This is a genomic window from Leptothrix mechoopdaensis (SeqCode), assembly GCF_053893855.1.
Genome location: NZ_CM132699.1, coordinates 4,462,857 through 4,477,589 on the forward strand (window position 1 = coordinate 4,462,857; position 14,733 = coordinate 4,477,589).

Consider the following 14,733-nt stretch of genomic DNA (forward strand, 5'->3'; position numbering starts at 1 on the left):
CCCGAAGGGCCGCAACAGCGGCCCTTTTTCTTTTCTTGAAGCAATGCTTGCGTGATGCGGCGCAGCAAGCCATAATGGCTGTCTCAGTCGCGGAGTGGAGCAGTCTGGTAGCTCGTTGGGCTCATAACCCAAAGGTCGCAGGTTCAAATCCTGCCTCCGCAACCAAGAACACAAGTCAGATGCCGGTTCAACCGGTGTCCGCCGCAAGAGAGCCACCCGCGAGGTGGCTTTTTTGCGTCCATTCCTTGCGTCTTTCTTGGCGGCCACGTCCGATGTGGCGGACGCCATTTCCCGGGACACGACATGAACCAGCCCGATCCGAGTCCGGTCCGCCTCGTGGATTGCACCTTCGAGCGCCATGCCGAAGCCATTCTTGCGATCCTGAACGATGCGATCGTGAACTCGACGGCGCTGTACGACTACCGGCCGCGCACGATGGCCAACATGGTCACGTGGTTCGACGTCAAGCGGCAGGGCGGCTTCCCGGTGATCGGTGTCGAGGACGCCGCCGGCGTGCTGCTCGCCTTCGGCAGCTACGGCACCTTCCGCGCGTTCCCGGCTTTCAAGTACACGGTCGAACACTCGGTCTACGTGCACACCGACCATCGCGGCCGGGGCCTGGGCGGGACGGTGATGCGCGCGCTGATCGAGGCGGCCCGGGCGCGCGACGTCCACGCGATGGTCGGCGCGATCGACGCCAGCAACGCCGGCAGCATCGCGCTGCACGAGCGACTGGGCTTCCGCCTCATCGGCACCTTGCCGCAGGTCGGCTTCAAGTTCGGTCGCTGGCTGGACCTCGCGCTCTACCAGCTGCTGCTGGAGACGCCCGCCGAGCCGGTTGACGGCTGAACGCGCAGGCTCAGGACAGCACCGGCCAGCTCAGGCCGTCTTCGTCCGTCTTCGGATGGGGCTCGGTCACCAGCATGCGGCTGGCGTCCGACAGCAGCAGGCGGCGGCACAGCTCGCGCGAGAGGTTCATCTGGATCTCGATGAACTGGTCGACGTCACGTTCGCGCAGCTGCTGCAGGTTCAGCGGCGAGATCTCGATCGCGCGGCAGTCGGTCACCGCCCGGATCGATGCGCTGCGCCCGGAGGTCGAGATCAGCGCGACCTCGCCGAAGCAGTCACCCGGCAGCAGCAGGCCGACTTCCAGCTCGCGGTCCGACCAGCTCTTGCGCACGCTCGCCTCACCGGACACCAGCACGTACATGTAGAGCGCTTCGTCGCCCTGCAGGAAGAAGTGGTCACCGGCCGGGACGTCGATCGTCCGGGCCTCCGACAGCACCACCGCCAGCGCGGCATCCGAGATCCGGTCGAAGACCGGCATGTTCTTCAGCAGGGCAATGGGGTCGGTCGTCATCGGGCAGCTCGTGGCAACTCTCGGGAGCCGTCGCGGCAGAGGCGCCGGCTGCGTGATGGTGAACACGACGCAACGGTCGGTGAGCCCCTCAGGCTCCGCCGAAGATGATAAACCCAAGCCTCGCTGATACCATTTCCCAGATGGGGCATGGCCGTCCGGCGCCTGCAGCATCGCCCCCCGCCTGACCCTCGCTTCGCGCCTCGACGCGACCCCCCTGCGCCCTACACCCGTGGATGAAATTCCGTCATGGCTTGCATTGCAATCGTCGGCGCGGGTCCATCGGGTGCGGCGGCCGGACGCCATCTGGCGCTGCGCGGCCATGCGGTCACGCTGATCGATCGGGCGCGTTTCCCGCGTGACAAGACCTGCGGTGACTGGCTGACGCCGATCGCCTTGCGTGAACTGGCCGCGCTGGGCCTGGATGCCGATGCGCTGGAAGCCAGGGTGCCGGGCCACGCGCAGGTGCTGCGCAGCACGCTGGTGTCGCCCGACGGCCACCGCAGCGAGCAGCCGGCGAGCCAGCCCGGGCGCTGCATCCGGCGTGAACACCTCGATGCCCTGCTGGTCACGCAGGCGCTGCAAGCCGGTTGCCGACTGGAACAGCGCACCGTCCGCCGGATCGACCGGCGTGATCCGGAATGGGCCGGCTACGACCACGTCATCGACGCGCGCGGCGCCGGCTCGGCCCGCGCCAACGCGGTCGGCCTGCGGACCTACTGGACCGTGCGCCGCCACCCCGAGACGCTGGCACTCGCCGACGAGGTCGGGCTGCACACCGACGCCCGCCACCGGCGCGGCTACGGCTGGATCTTCCCGGTCGAGGTCGACGCGCAGATGCTGACCTTCAACATCGGCGTCGGACTCTGGCAGCGCGACAGCCGACCGGGCGCGACCGTGCACGACTACCTGGCCCGCTTCCTCGAACACAACCCGGTGACACGCCGGCTCGCGCCGCACCGGCTGGGCGAGACGCGCCGGCACGGCTACCCGGTCGCGCTGGGCGGCTGGTGGCAGGACGTGGTCGACGACGGCGTCTTGCGCATCGGCGACGCGGCCGGTCTGGCCGACCCGCTGACCGGCGACGGCATCGGCAACGCGCTGACCAGCGGTCGCCTGGTCGCCGAGGCGATCGACGCGGCCCGGGCGGGCGCCTCAGGAAACGGACCGGACGCCGCCGCGCTCTGGCGGCGCCGCCATGCCGAACACCTCGCGCCGGAACTGCGGCGTGCGCTGCTGCTGCGCCATCTGCTCGTCAGCACGACGGCGAAGAACCTGGCCACCGCCGTGCTCGACCGCGGTCCGGCGAGCTGGCGGGAGCGACTGCATGGCGCCGTGTTCGGCAGCTCCAGCTACCGGGCGCTGATGTCGACCGGAGCCGCCCGCGCCGCGCGGGGTGTCGTCGCATGACCAGCGGGACACCGGTCGCCAGCCTGCCGGCGCGTGCGCCTCGGGCCCTGCGTCGAGCCCGCGTCGACGATCCGGCGCGCCACTACCTGCGCGCGACGCTGGGCTGGACGCTGGCGCTTTATGCCGTGCTGGCGCTGGCGTTGACCGGCTGGCTGGCGCCGGTGTGGCTGCTGCCGGCGGTGCCGCTGGTCTATGTCCGGCTGGCGCTGGCGCTGCATGAGCTGATGCACCTGCGCGGCGCCGGTCGCGTGCCGGCCTTCCACCGGCTGGCGATGATCTTCGACACGCCCTTCGGCCTGGGCTACCGCGAACACCGCGCCATCCACCTGGCCCATCACCGCCACAACGCCGGCCCGGACGATCCGGAGTGGTTCCAGATCGCCGGCGGCCACGTGCGGGCGCTGCTGCAGGCGATGGTGGTGCCGGAACGTTCGGCCTGGCGCTGGATCGCCCGGCACGGCCTGAGCCGGCCGCTGGCCCGCCAGGCGGCGCTGCGCAGCGTCGCCTTCGTGGCCGTGGCGGCGCTGAATCCGCCGGTCTTCCTGGCCTACTGGCTGGTGCTGCGGCTGAGCATCGGCGTGTCCGGTTTCATCTTCCACCACCTGCTGCACCAGCGCGACGGCCGGCACGGCACCTACGCGCTGCCGGCGCCACGCTGGCTGGTGACGCTGGGCCGGCAGGTCTTCGGCCACGAGCCGATGCAGATCCTGCTGCGCCACCGCGAGCATCATCTCTGGCCCGGCCTGCGGGTCTGGGAACTGCCTGAACTGCCGCCGGCCTACGTGTTGCCCTGCCGGGCGGCGGCGTCCGAAACCCGTCTGGAGAGCTCCCCTTGAAGTGCGTCAAGTGCCACGCCCTGCTGGCCGACGGTGCCCGGTTCTGCTCGGACTGCGGCGCGCCGCAATCCCAGGAGTGCCCCGCCTGCTCGACGCCCGTCCAGGCCCACGCGCGCTTCTGCCATGCCTGCGGGCTGGCGCTGACCCCGGCGGCGGCCGCCACCCGACCGGCGCCGCTGGCGACCGCACCGGCCCCGCTGACCGACCTGACCGCGCCCGCGCCGCTGTCGACGCTGACCCAGCCCGGCGCGCTGGCCCCGGCCCCCGCCGGACGCACACCCTGGCCGCGCCGCCAGGAGTCCGACGAGGTCGGCGAGCGGCGCCACATGTCGGTCATGTTCTGCGACCTGGTCGGCTCGGTGGAGATGGCACGCCGCCTGGATCCGGAGGACCTGCGCGAGCTGGTGCGCGCCTACCGCGAGACCTGCGCCGAGGTGATCGAGCGCCACGGCGGCACGATGGCGCAGTTCCACGGCGACGGCATCGTCGTGTACTTCGGCTACCCGGTCGCGCACGAGGGCGACGTGCGCCGCGCCGTGCAGGCCGGTCTGGACATCGTGCAGGCGCTGACCGCGCTCGCGCCGGAGGTGAGGCTGCGCCACGGCGTCGACCTGGCGGTGCGCATCGCGGTCAACACCGGCCTGACGCTGGTCGGCGACCCGGACGCCAGCGCCGGCATCGGCCGGCTGGCGCTGGGCGACACGCCCAACGTCGCGGCCCGGCTGCAGCAGGTGGCCGAGCCCGGCACGGTGGTCGTCAGCGAGGTCACGCAACGCCTCGTGGCCGGTTTCTTCCAGATGACCAGCCTGGGCCGACAGGTGCTCAAGGGCATCGCCGAGCCGATCGAGGCCTTCCGCGTCGAAGGGGCCAGCGGCGCGCGCCATCGGCTCGAAGCGGCGGCCAAGCAGCACCGGGCGCCCTATGTCGGCCGGGCCGGCGCGATTGCCGCGCTGGCGCGGTCCTGGGTGGCGGCGCAGGAAAGCCCGGGCCATGCCGTGCTGCTGACGGGTGACCCGGGCGTCGGCAAGTCGCGCCTGCTGTCGGAGTTCCGCGAGTCGATCGTCGACAGCGGCTGCGACGTGGTCGAGTGCTACTGCTCGCCCGACTACGCCCACACCGCGCTCTACCCGCTGGTGGCCGCCATGCGCGAGCGCCTGGGCATCGAGCAGGCCCGCACGCCCGAGGCGGCGCAGCAGGCCCTGCACGACGAGCTGCAGCGCCACGGCTGCGAGATCGAGACGGCGCTGCCGCTGCTGGCGCGCCTGTTCGGCCTGGCGCCGCAGCCGGGTCAGGAGCCGCTCACGCTGCACCCGCTGACGCAGAAGCAGAAGACGCTGGTCGCGCTGGTCACGCTGCTGACCTCGCGCGCGTCGCTGCGGCCGACGCTGATGGTGGTCGAGGACCTGCATTGGGTCGACAGCACCACGCTGGAGCTGCTGGGCAACCTGCTGCGCGAGCTGCCGTCCAGTCGTGTGCTGCTGCTGATGACCTCGCGGCCCGGCTTCTCGCCGCCGTGGCTCTATGGCGAGCACCTGACGCTGATCCCCGTCAACGTGCTGTCGGCGTCCGACACCGAGACGCTGATCCACCGCGTCGTCGGCAACAAGCGGCTGCCGCCCAAGGTCCTGTCGCTGCTGGTCGACAAGACCGACGGCAACCCGCTCTACGTCGAGGAGATGACGCGCATGTTCCTGGACTCGGGGGCGCTGCGCGAATCGGCCGGCGGCTACGAGATCGACGGCCCGCTGCCCGAGTCGATGGTGCCGGCGTCGCTGCAGGACCTGCTGATGGCCCGGCTCGACCGCATCCAGCCGGAAGCGCGCCGCGTGCTGCAGCTGGGCGCGTGCATCGGCCGCGAATGGACCTTCGAGCTGCTGCTGGCCGTGCTGCCCGACGAGGAGCGGCTGCTGACGCTGGGCGTCGAGCAGCTGATCGGCGACGGCATCGTGTTCGCGACCGACGGCGGCTTCACGATCAAGCACGCGCTGATCCAGGACGCCGCCTACGACTCGCTGCTGCGCCGCACCCGCCAGACCTACCACGAGCGCATCGCGCTGGCGCTGCAGGCGGGGGTCGGCGGCGCGGCCTTCCCCGAGCGCATCGCCCAGCACTGGACCAAGGCCGGCCAGCCGGCGCGCGCCTTGCCGCACTGGCTGCAGGCCGGCCAGCTCGCCGTGGCGTCATCGGCGACGACCGAGGCCGAAAGCCACCTGCGCCACGGGCTGGAGGCGATCGAGCACCTGCCGGCGTCCGACGAACGTGATCGTCAGGAACTCGCGCTGCTGTCGCCGCTGGGCGTCGCGCTGACGATCCAGCAGGGCTGGGCCGCACCGGCCGTCGCGGCGGTCTACCAGCGCGCCAAGCTGCTGTCCGAGCGGGTCGGCCCGAACCCGCAGCTGTTCTGGGTCCTGTGGGGCCTGTGGGCCTTCTACCTGGTCAAGGGCGAGCAGCACCGCGCGATCGAGTTCGCCGAGCGCATGGCCGGCATGGCCGACAGCATGGACAGCGCCTCGCTGCGGCTGGAGGCCGACTTCGCGCTCGGCCTGAGCCACTACTACATGGGCCGGCTCGACAGCGCGCAGCAGCTGCTGGCCGCGTCGATCGCGCAGTACGTGCCCGAACGTCATCGGAGCCAGGCCCACCTGACCGGCCAGGACGTCGGCGTGACCGCCCGCGCCGTCGCCGCGATGGTCCTGTTCCTGCGCGGCGAGACCCGCGCCGGCCTGAGCCAGACGCGCCAGGCCGTCACGTTGGCTTCCGAGCTCAAGCACCCGTTCAGCCACGCCTACGCGCTGGGTTGCGCGACCTGGCTGGATGCCTTGCGGCGCGACCCGGAGGCGATGGCCGACCACGCCACCGCGACGATCGAGCTGTCGAGCGCGCAGTCGCTCGGCTTCTGGACCGTCTGGGGCTCGATCTTTGCCGGCCGCGCGCTGGTCGACGAGGGCCAGGCGGAGGCCGGCGCGCGCCACATGGACCAGGCGCTGGCGACCTACCGCAGCATCGGCAGCGGCATGGTCGTGCCGCACTTCCTCGTCCTGCAGGCCGAGGTCGAGGCCGGCATCGGCGAGGTCGACCGCGCGCTCGAACGGCTGGACGAGGCCCGCCGCGTGATCAGCGCCGGCGGCGAGTCCTTCATGTCGGCCGAGATCGAGCGGCTGGAAGCCCAGGTGCGGCTCGACCGCCTGCGAGCCGGTGCGCCGATCGACGCCTCCACGCTGGCCGACATCGAGCAGCGCTACCGCCGTGCGCTGGCGATCGCGCTGCAGCAGGGCAACCGCGTCTTCGCGCTGCGCGCCGCCTGCGGGCTGGCGCCGCTGCTGGCCGCCCAGGGCGACCTGGCCGCCGCACGCGGGCTGATCGACGGCGCCATCGCCGCCTTCCCCGATCCGACGCCGACCCACGACCTCGAACAGGCCCGCAGCCTGCTGCAGGCGCTCGCGTCCTCCTCGTCGCGCTGACACGCACCTTCCACACCCGAAACCTCTCCGAGCGAGCCATGAGCCAAGAACGCTGGACCGACGATCAACTCCAGGCGATGCGCCAGGTGGCCGACCCGCTGGCCGATGCGGTGGTCGCGCGCATCTACGAGACCGACTCGGTCAGCGGCGTCAACCGCCTGCTGGCCAACCTGTCGCGGCCGGACCGCCCGCTGGCGCCGGCCATCCAGGCGCTGGTCGACCAGTACATGGCCGAGACGGCGGTGCTGCCGAGCTGGGCCGATCCGGCGCTGATCGAGGCCTGCGAGGGCTTCTTCTCCAGCCACGGCACGCTGTCGTCGACCATCCTGTGCTGCGCCAGCCTGCCCGAGTGTTACCTCGACGCGATGGACGCGCCGGTGCTGGCGTCGACCACGCAGCTGCTGCAGCACGTCGAACGCCGCATCTTCGAGACCGCCTACATGGTCGTCACCGTGATGCAGCCCGGCGGCATGCGCGACGGCGGGCTCGGCCTGCGCTGCGCCCAGCGGGTCCGGCTGATGCACGCGGCGGTGCGCCACCTGCTGCGCGCCGACTACGCCGCCGCCCAGGCCGCGACCGCGGCCGGCACGCCGCGCCGGCCGCGCTGGGACATGGCCCACGGCGAGCCGATCAACCAGGAGGCGATGGCCTTCGTGATCCTGACCTTCTCCTACGTCGGCCTGCGCTCGCTCGAACGGCTGGGCTACCACCCGGCGCCGGAGCTGCGCCGCGCCTACATGCACACGTGGAGCGTGATCGGCCATGTCATGGGCGTGCGCGAGGACCTGCTGGCCCACACCTACGAGGAAGGTCAGGACCTGTTCGAGCGCATCAAGCGGCGCCGCCGCGGCGCGTCGCCCGAAGGTCAGGCGCTTACCGCCGCGATGCTCGACTGGATGGTCAAGACGCTGCCCGGCCCGCTCGACCCGCTGCCCAAGATGCTGCTGTGCCAGCTGATGGGCGACGAGGACGCCGCGCTGCTGGGCATCGTCCAGACCGCGCACGAGAACGAGGAAGAGAAGGTCTTCGCCAAGATCGCCAACGCGGTGATCGACGTCGTCGAGGCGCTGAAGGAACTGCCGGTGGTGCGGCGCTTCTCGGAGCTGCTGTTCCGCTACTTCACCCGCGCGATCTGGAGAGAACACCCGGAGTGGGGCCAGGAAGCCTTCGGCTTGCCACCCGCGCTGCAGGAAGCCTGGCGTGTCAACGAGGGCTGACCGCCCGCGGCTGCGTGCCGTGGCCCTCGACCTCGACGGCACCCTGCTCGACGAGCGCATGCAGATCCTGCCGGAGAACGTCGCCGTGCTGCAGGCCGCACGCCAGCGCGGCATCGAGGTCGTGCTGGTCACCGGTCGGCACCACATCGCCACCCGCGCCTTCCACCAGCAGCTCGGGCTGGACACGCCGGCGGTCTGCTGCAACGGCATCTACCTGCACGATTTCGCCCGCGACACGCCGGTGCGTGGCGAGCCGCTGCCGGTCGCCGACCGGCTGGCGCTGCTGGCGCTGGTGCGCCGCCACGGCCTGCATGCGCTGGCCTACCTGGGTGACCGCTTCTGCTTCGAGACCGGCGAGCCGGTGCTCGACGAGGTGATCGCCTGGGCCGCGACCCTGCCCGAGCCGGTGCGCCCGCGCTTCGAGCAGGTCGACGACCTCGAACCGGTGCTGGCGCAGGCGCCGCGCGTCTGGAAGATGGCCGTCAGCCTGCAGGACCCGGCGACGCTGCCGGCCGTCGCACGCGCCGTCGAGGACGAACTCGGCCTGGGCACCGTCCAGACCGGCCCGCTGCGGCTGGACATCGGCCGGCCCGGCCACAGCAAGGCCAGCGGCCTGCTGCACTGGCTGGCCACGAAGGGCATCGCGGCCGAACACGTCGTTGCCTTCGGCGACAACCACAACGACATCTCGATGCTGCAGGCCGTCGGCCACGGCGTCGCGATGGCCGGTGCGCCCGAGGCCGTGCAGGCCAGCGCCGACGAGGTCTGCGGCAGCAACGAGGCGCCGTCGATCGCCGCCGTGCTGCAGCGCCTGCAGGCCGAAGGCCGGCTCGGCTGAGCCGGCTTCCCGCGCCGGCCCTGCCGTACCCTCCCGACCGATCCTTCCACCCGATTCCGACATGAGCACCGATCTCCCCACGTCCGACGACCCCTGGGCGCCCGCCCGCCTGTACACGCTGGAGAACGCCGCCGGCCTGCGCATCCAGGTGCTCGACCACGGCGCGACCTGGGTCTCCTGCAGCGTGCCGATGATGGAAGGCAGCCGCCGCGAGCTGCTGATCGGCTGCGCCAGCCTGGCCGACTACGTGGCACAGAAGGCCTACCTCGGCGCGACCGTCGGCCGCTACGCCAACCGGATCCGCGACAGCCGCTGCACCGTCGACGGCCAGGTCTTCCCGCTCGCGCCCAACGAAGGCCCGAACCAGCTGCACGGCGGGCCGGACGGCTTCGACCGCCGCACCTGGACGGTCGAGTCGCACACGCCGCAGCGGCTGGTGCTGAGCCTCGTCTCGCCCGACGGCGACCAGGGCTGGCCCGGCGAGGTGCTGGCCCGCGTCAGCTACACGCTCGGCGCCGATCTGGCGCTGGAGATCGCCTTCGAGACCACCACCACGCGCGCCTGCCCGGTCAACCTGACCCACCACGCCTACTTCAACCTCGACGGCGATGCCGGCGCGTCGACCCGCAACGTGCTGCAGCACCACCTGCAGATCCTGGCGCCGTCCTGGCTGCCGGTCGGCGCCGACCTGCTGCCGGCCGGCGAGCTGGAGCCGGTCGACGACACCGGCTTCGACCTGCGCGAACTGCGCCGCCTCGACCAGGCCATCGCCGCCGAACCGGCGCTGCAGGTCGGCAAGGGCTTTGACCACGCGTACGCGCTGGACCCGGCCTGCGCCGACGCGCTGCGGGCGGCCGTGCGCCTGCTGTCGTCCGACGGCCGCGTGGCGATGTCGCTGGCGACCGACCTGCCGGCGCTGCAGGTCTACAGCGGCCAGGGCCTCGCCGGTCACCCGGCCCGCGACGGCAGCGCCTACCCGGCCTATGCCGGCATCGCGCTGGAGCCGCAGTACCTGCCCGACAGCCCCAACCACCCGGTCGCCCCGCCGCACTGGCCGGACGTCGTCCAGCGCCCCGGCGAGCGGCGCCGGCACGTCAGCCGGCTGTTCTTCGACGTCGGCTGAGCCGGGTTCACGGGATCACGGGCTCACGGGCCCGACGCGCTGACCTCGACATCCTCGGCCAGCAGCGGATCCAGCCGAGCCAGCGCCGCCACCACGTCCGACTCGGTCACGATGCCGACCAGCCGGTTGTCGGCGTCGACGATCGGCAGGTGGTGGTGCCCGGCGCTGCGGAACAGCGGGATCAGGTCGACCAGCGAACGGTCGATGCGCGCCACCCGGACCCGCCGCGTCATGATGTCGGCGACCTGACCGGGCGGCTGGCCGGTGTCGGCGCCGCCGCCCAGGGCGCGCATCGCCGACACCCGCGCCTCCAGCCCCGGCCCGTCGCGCGCCTCGGCCGCCCGCATGAAGTCGGCCTGCGTGACGATGCCGACCACCGCGCCATGCAGGTCCACCACCGGCAACGCCTTGATGCGGTGATGGCGCAGCAGCGCCCAGGCCTCCGGCAGCGGCGTGCGCCAGCCGACCGTCACGGGGTCGCGCGACATCACCTCGGCGCAGCTCAGCCGGGCCAGCCGGCGCTGGTAGCCCAGCAGGCGGGCGTCGTGCAGCAGCGCCTTCAGGTCCTCGCGGTCGATGTCCAGCACCTGGTTGCCGCGCGCCAGCAGCGTGTCGATGTCATCGGCCTCGGCACGTGCTTCGGCGCGGGCCTCGGGCGTGGCCGGCTCCGGCGCGGTGCGGGCTGGCGGGCGGTGCGGGTAGGGCCGGCCGGTCGCGTGGTTCCAGGCGATGCCGGCCAGCACCAGCAGCAGCGAGTTCAGCGCCACCGGCTGCAGCGCGAAGGACGGGTCGGTCACGCCCGTCAGCGACACCAGCAGCGCCGACGCGCCGCCCGGCGGGTGCAGGCAGCGCAGCGCGAACATCAGCCCGATCGCCCCGGCGACGGCCAGCGCCACCCGCAGCTCGACCGGCGCGACCAGGTGCACGCAGGCGATGCCCACCAGCGCCGACAGCGTGTTGCCGCCGAGCACCGGCCACGGCTGCGCCAGTGGGCTGGTCGGCACGCCGAACACCAGCACGGCCGTGGCGCCCAGCGGCGCGACCAGCCACGCCACCGCCGGGCCGCCGACGCGGTGCGACAGCCAGGCCGTCAGCAGGATGCCCAGGAAGGCGCCGGCCACCACGCGCAGCCGCTCGATCACGTCGGGGCCGTGGATCGGGTTGGGTGTCTTCATGTGGCGGGCAGGGCGTTCTCGACCGCATCGGCGTCGCGCCGCAGGCGAACCGCCAGCGCCACGGCCAGGGCCAGCCGGCGCAGCGCCCACGGGTTCAGGTCGGCCTCGGGCGGGGCGGTCAGCGCGACATCGTCCAGCCAGGGCTCGGGGGCCTCGTCGTCCGCGCCGGCCGCCGGTGCGGTCGGCGCCAGCAGGATCGCCTCGATGCGTTCCGTGGCCGCTTGCAGGGCCGGCTGCATGCGCACCGGATCGAGCCGCTCGGCGCGTTGCAGCAGCAGCGTCTTGACGGCGGTCAGCTGGGCCTGCAGCTGGAAGCTGTGCGCCAGCATCCGGCCGAGTGCGACGAGCGGCGGGCGCACCGCGCGGGGTTCGGCGAGCGAGCGTTCGGTCGCCTGCACCAGCGCCGACAGGCTGTCATGCGCCTCGCGGCGGGCCAGCCGCCACGCCAGCTCCGGCTGGTCGTCGACCGCCTGCGCGAGTTGCCAAGGCCCCAGCCCGAGCGCCAGACGGGCGTGGCGCGCCTGCGCCTTGCGCGTGCGCCGCACCAGCGCCGCCAGCTGGCCACGTTCCCACGACGGCAACACGTAGCTGAACAGCCAGGCCAGCGCCGCGCCGATCAGCGTGTCGGCGATGCGCTCGGCCAGGTCGAAGGCCAGGCTTCCGCCGCCCAGCAGATGGGCCTGCACCAGACCGAGCACCGTCGCGGCCACGGCGGTGACCCGGTAGCGCCGCACCGCGAAGGCGTGCGCGACGGCCTGCGCCAGCGTCACCACGCCGACCAGCGCCCAGGGCGGCACGCGGGCCCACAGCAGCGCGGCGGCCAGCACGCAGCCCAGCAGCGTCCCGGCGACGCGGTGGTTGCGGCGCTCCAGCGTCTGCGCCAGGCTGCCGCGCAGCACCACGACGATCGTCAGCAGGATCCAGTAGTCGTGCGAGCCCCAGGGCAGCACCAGCGCCAGCAGGCTGCCGGTGCCGATCGCCAGCGTCGCCCGGATCGCGTGGCGCAGGGGCGGCGCGTCCCAGCGCCAGGCCGCCACCAGCGGCTGCCACGACCAGGTCGTCGGGCTGACGAAGGTGCGCCAGGCGGTCCGCACGATGGTCAGGTCCGGGGCGGTGTCGCCACGCGCCAGCAGCACCATCGCCCGCACCTCGTCGCCCAGGTGGCCGACCCGGTTGGACAGGCTGTGCGCCAGCAGGTCGACCGGTGCCGTCCAGAGCGGGCCGCCGGGCCGGATCGGGTCGACCCACGCCGAAGGCTGGCGCCCCAGCAGCAGCGCGTCGGCCACGTCGTCGATCACATCGGCCAGGCCGGCCAGCCGCTCTCCCAGCTGGCCGAGCGACGGCGCCACGTCGGGCCGCGAGCGCAGCGTGTCCAGGTCCAGCTCGCAGGCCAGCAGGTGGTCGCGCATCTCCAGCGCCTGCAGCAGCAGCGCGGCCAGCTGCTGGCGGCGCGGCGTGCGGGGTGATTCCAGCAGCAGGTCACGGGCGGCCTGCAGCTGGTCGGTCAGGGCCGACTGGCCGCGCAGCAGCTCGCCGATCAGCGGCCGGCGTGGCGGCCGTGCCGTGTCGTCAGGGGGGCCGAACTGGCGCGCCTGCGTGCGCACCAGCGCCGCCAGCGTCAGCAGCGTGTCGGCCAGCACCCGTTCGCGGTAGAGCCCGTTGAGCAGCGCGTTGGCCAGCGTCGCCCAGACCAGGAACAGCGCCGCGCCGAGCCCGAACGACAGGCTGGTCGCCAGCAGCGTATGGCTCTCCGGGTGACGCGGCACCGCCATCGAGAAGATCGCCGCGAACATGATCGACACGACGATCGGCAGGCCGCGTCGCCCCCAGGCGCCGGCCAGGAAGGCGATGAAGGTCACCGTCATCAGCAACGCCGTCAACGCCAGCGGCTGTTCGTGCAGCGCCTGCACGGCGGTGAACACCGGCCAGCCGATCAGCGCGGCCGGCAGCAGGTGCCAGAACTTCCCCCGCTTCGGCGCCGCCTGGTCCGGTGGCGTGCAGACGATCACCCCGACCGACGCCACCGACGCCGCAAACGCCCCGGCCAGCAGGTGCACCAGCGTCGAGATCACCAGCAAGCCCAGCGCCGCCGACACCCCGTTGAGCACCAGATGCCCCAGGACCACCCGCGCCACCGCCCGCAGCCGCGGACGTTCCCGCCACCCCTCCGGCATCGGACGTGTCATCGGCGGCAGGGCAGCGGTCATCGGGCAGGCGGAATGGCGTCATGACGACGGGTCGGAGACGGTAGCACCGGCCTTTTCCGATGTGCCGCGTGGCCCGGCACGTCGTGGCCGGGATGCCATCAGTGAATCGTGTTGATGGGCAACGATGCCGATGGAGCGTTGGCCACCAACCCGTCGGACACCGGAGGTGTCCGACCTACCGAAAACGTCGAACGCCGTGGCCGTTGGACGCATCGCGTTGTGGGTTTCATCTGAGCGGCGATGTGAACGGCGTCGCATGTCGTGCCGTCGCCATCGGGTGAATCGTGTTGATGGACAACGGCGCACGGCATTTGGGCGGGGTCGTATCGGACGATCAGGTCGAAAGGGCAATGGGGACGTCGAATGGCAATGCCGATGGGGCGTTGGCCACCAACCCGTCGGACACCGGAGGTGTCCGACCTGCCGAAAACGTCGAACGCCGTTGCCGGCGGGCGCGTCGCGATGTTGGTTTCGACCGATCGGCGATATGAACGGCGTCGCATGTCGTGCCGTCGCCATCGGGTGAATCGTGTTGATGGACAACGGCGCACGGCATTCGGGCCGGGGTCGTGTCGGACGAACGGGGCGACGCGCAACGATGCCGATGAACGACGTTGCCGATGGGGCATGGGCCGCCGACAGGTCGGACACCGGAGGTGTCCGACCTGTCGGGAACACGTCGAACGCCGTTGCCACCGGGCGAATCGCGGCGATGGGCGGCGGGTCATGTCCTTCGGTAGGTCGGACACCTCCGGTGTCCGACGGGCTGGTGCCGATGGGGCTGTGCCGGGGGGACGTCGGGCGCGCGGGATGCCTGTCAGGTTCGGTCGCGGCGGACCATCGTGATGGCGTCGAAGGGGCAGCGGACGGCGCACTTGGCGCAGCCGGTGCAGTCCTGCGGGTCGTGCAGCGTGGAGGTCTTGCGGGCGTCGGGGCCGTGGACCTGCAGGGTCAGCAGGTGGGCGTGGCAGGTCGGCACGCACCAGCCGCAGCCGGTGCAGCGGCTCGCGTCGATGACCGGGAGGGCGATCGACGCGGGGCGGGGGGGTGCGGGTGGGGTGGGCATCGGGCAGGACGGGGCCGGAGCGGCGATTCTGGGCCGCCCCGAC

The 14,733-nt window shown here is 72.4% G+C and carries 11 protein-coding genes and 1 tRNA gene; 8 read left to right on the top strand and 4 right to left on the bottom strand.

Annotated elements, in window-relative coordinates; genetic code table 11:
* Positions 1 to 88: 88 nt before the first annotated feature.
* Together ACWA7K_RS19505 and ACWA7K_RS19510 are read left to right on the top strand one after the other, a co-directional pair.
* A tRNA-Met gene (locus ACWA7K_RS19505) sits at positions 89 to 165 on the top strand.
* Between the two features lie 138 nt (positions 166 to 303).
* Positions 304 to 849, top strand: a complete 546-nt coding sequence (locus ACWA7K_RS19510; RefSeq protein WP_456163419.1) for an N-acetyltransferase family protein — start codon at positions 304 to 306, stop codon at positions 847 to 849.
* Between the two features lie 10 nt (positions 850 to 859).
* On the opposite strand, the gene ACWA7K_RS19515 is transcribed toward ACWA7K_RS19510, so the two are convergent.
* The gene (locus ACWA7K_RS19515; protein WP_456163420.1) at positions 860 to 1,360 is read right to left on the bottom strand and encodes a Crp/Fnr family transcriptional regulator; all 501 of its coding nucleotides are present in this window, start codon (positions 1,358 to 1,360) and stop codon (positions 860 to 862) included.
* 246 nt (positions 1,361 to 1,606) lie between these two features.
* Here ACWA7K_RS19515 and ACWA7K_RS19520 point away from each other — a divergent pair, with 246 nt between their 5' ends.
* The 6 genes from ACWA7K_RS19520 (at position 1,607) to ACWA7K_RS19545 (ending at position 10,242) form a co-directional block, all read left to right on the top strand.
* Entirely contained in the window at positions 1,607 to 2,767 is a 1,161-nt protein-coding gene (locus ACWA7K_RS19520) for an NAD(P)/FAD-dependent oxidoreductase (RefSeq protein WP_456163422.1), read from the top strand.
* Positions 2,764 to 3,603 (top strand): fatty acid desaturase, encoded by an 840-nt coding sequence (locus ACWA7K_RS19525; protein WP_456163424.1) that lies wholly within the window; start codon positions 2,764 to 2,766, stop codon positions 3,601 to 3,603. Before ACWA7K_RS19520 ends, ACWA7K_RS19525 begins: the two co-directional genes overlap by 4 nt.
* Complete coding sequence (locus tag ACWA7K_RS19530) at positions 3,600 to 7,064, top strand: AAA family ATPase (RefSeq protein ID WP_456163426.1); 3,465 nt, start codon at positions 3,600 to 3,602, stop codon at positions 7,062 to 7,064. Before ACWA7K_RS19525 ends, ACWA7K_RS19530 begins: the two co-directional genes overlap by 4 nt.
* 38 nt (positions 7,065 to 7,102) lie before the next feature.
* Complete coding sequence (locus ACWA7K_RS19535) at positions 7,103 to 8,281, top strand: oxygenase MpaB family protein (RefSeq protein WP_456163427.1); 1,179 nt, start codon at positions 7,103 to 7,105, stop codon at positions 8,279 to 8,281.
* 19 nt (positions 8,282 to 8,300) lie between these two features.
* Positions 8,301 to 9,119, top strand: a complete 819-nt coding sequence (locus ACWA7K_RS19540) for a Cof-type HAD-IIB family hydrolase (RefSeq protein WP_456163429.1) — start codon at positions 8,301 to 8,303, stop codon at positions 9,117 to 9,119.
* 61 nt (positions 9,120 to 9,180) lie between these two features.
* The gene (locus ACWA7K_RS19545) at positions 9,181 to 10,242 is read left to right on the top strand and encodes a galactose-1-epimerase (protein WP_456163431.1); all 1,062 of its coding nucleotides are present in this window, start codon (positions 9,181 to 9,183) and stop codon (positions 10,240 to 10,242) included.
* 23 nt (positions 10,243 to 10,265) lie between these two features.
* Here the strand turns inward: ACWA7K_RS19545 and ACWA7K_RS19550 are convergent, their stop codons facing one another.
* From ACWA7K_RS19550 to ACWA7K_RS19560, 3 genes are all read right to left on the bottom strand, one after another.
* Positions 10,266 to 11,417: an HPP family protein gene (locus ACWA7K_RS19550; protein ID WP_456163433.1), complete on the bottom strand. Its 1,152-nt coding sequence runs from the start codon at positions 11,415 to 11,417 to the stop codon at positions 10,266 to 10,268.
* A complete protein-coding gene (locus ACWA7K_RS19555) occupies positions 11,414 to 13,624 on the bottom strand; it encodes an FUSC family protein (protein ID WP_456163435.1) in 2,211 nt (736 codons plus the stop codon). The genes ACWA7K_RS19550 and ACWA7K_RS19555 overlap by 4 nt, the downstream gene beginning before the upstream one ends.
* A gap of 817 nt (positions 13,625 to 14,441) precedes the next feature.
* On the bottom strand, positions 14,442 to 14,690 hold the full coding sequence (locus tag ACWA7K_RS19560) for an ATP-binding protein (RefSeq protein WP_456163437.1): 249 nt from the start codon (positions 14,688 to 14,690) through the stop codon (positions 14,442 to 14,444).
* Positions 14,691 to 14,733: the final 43 nt, after the last annotated feature.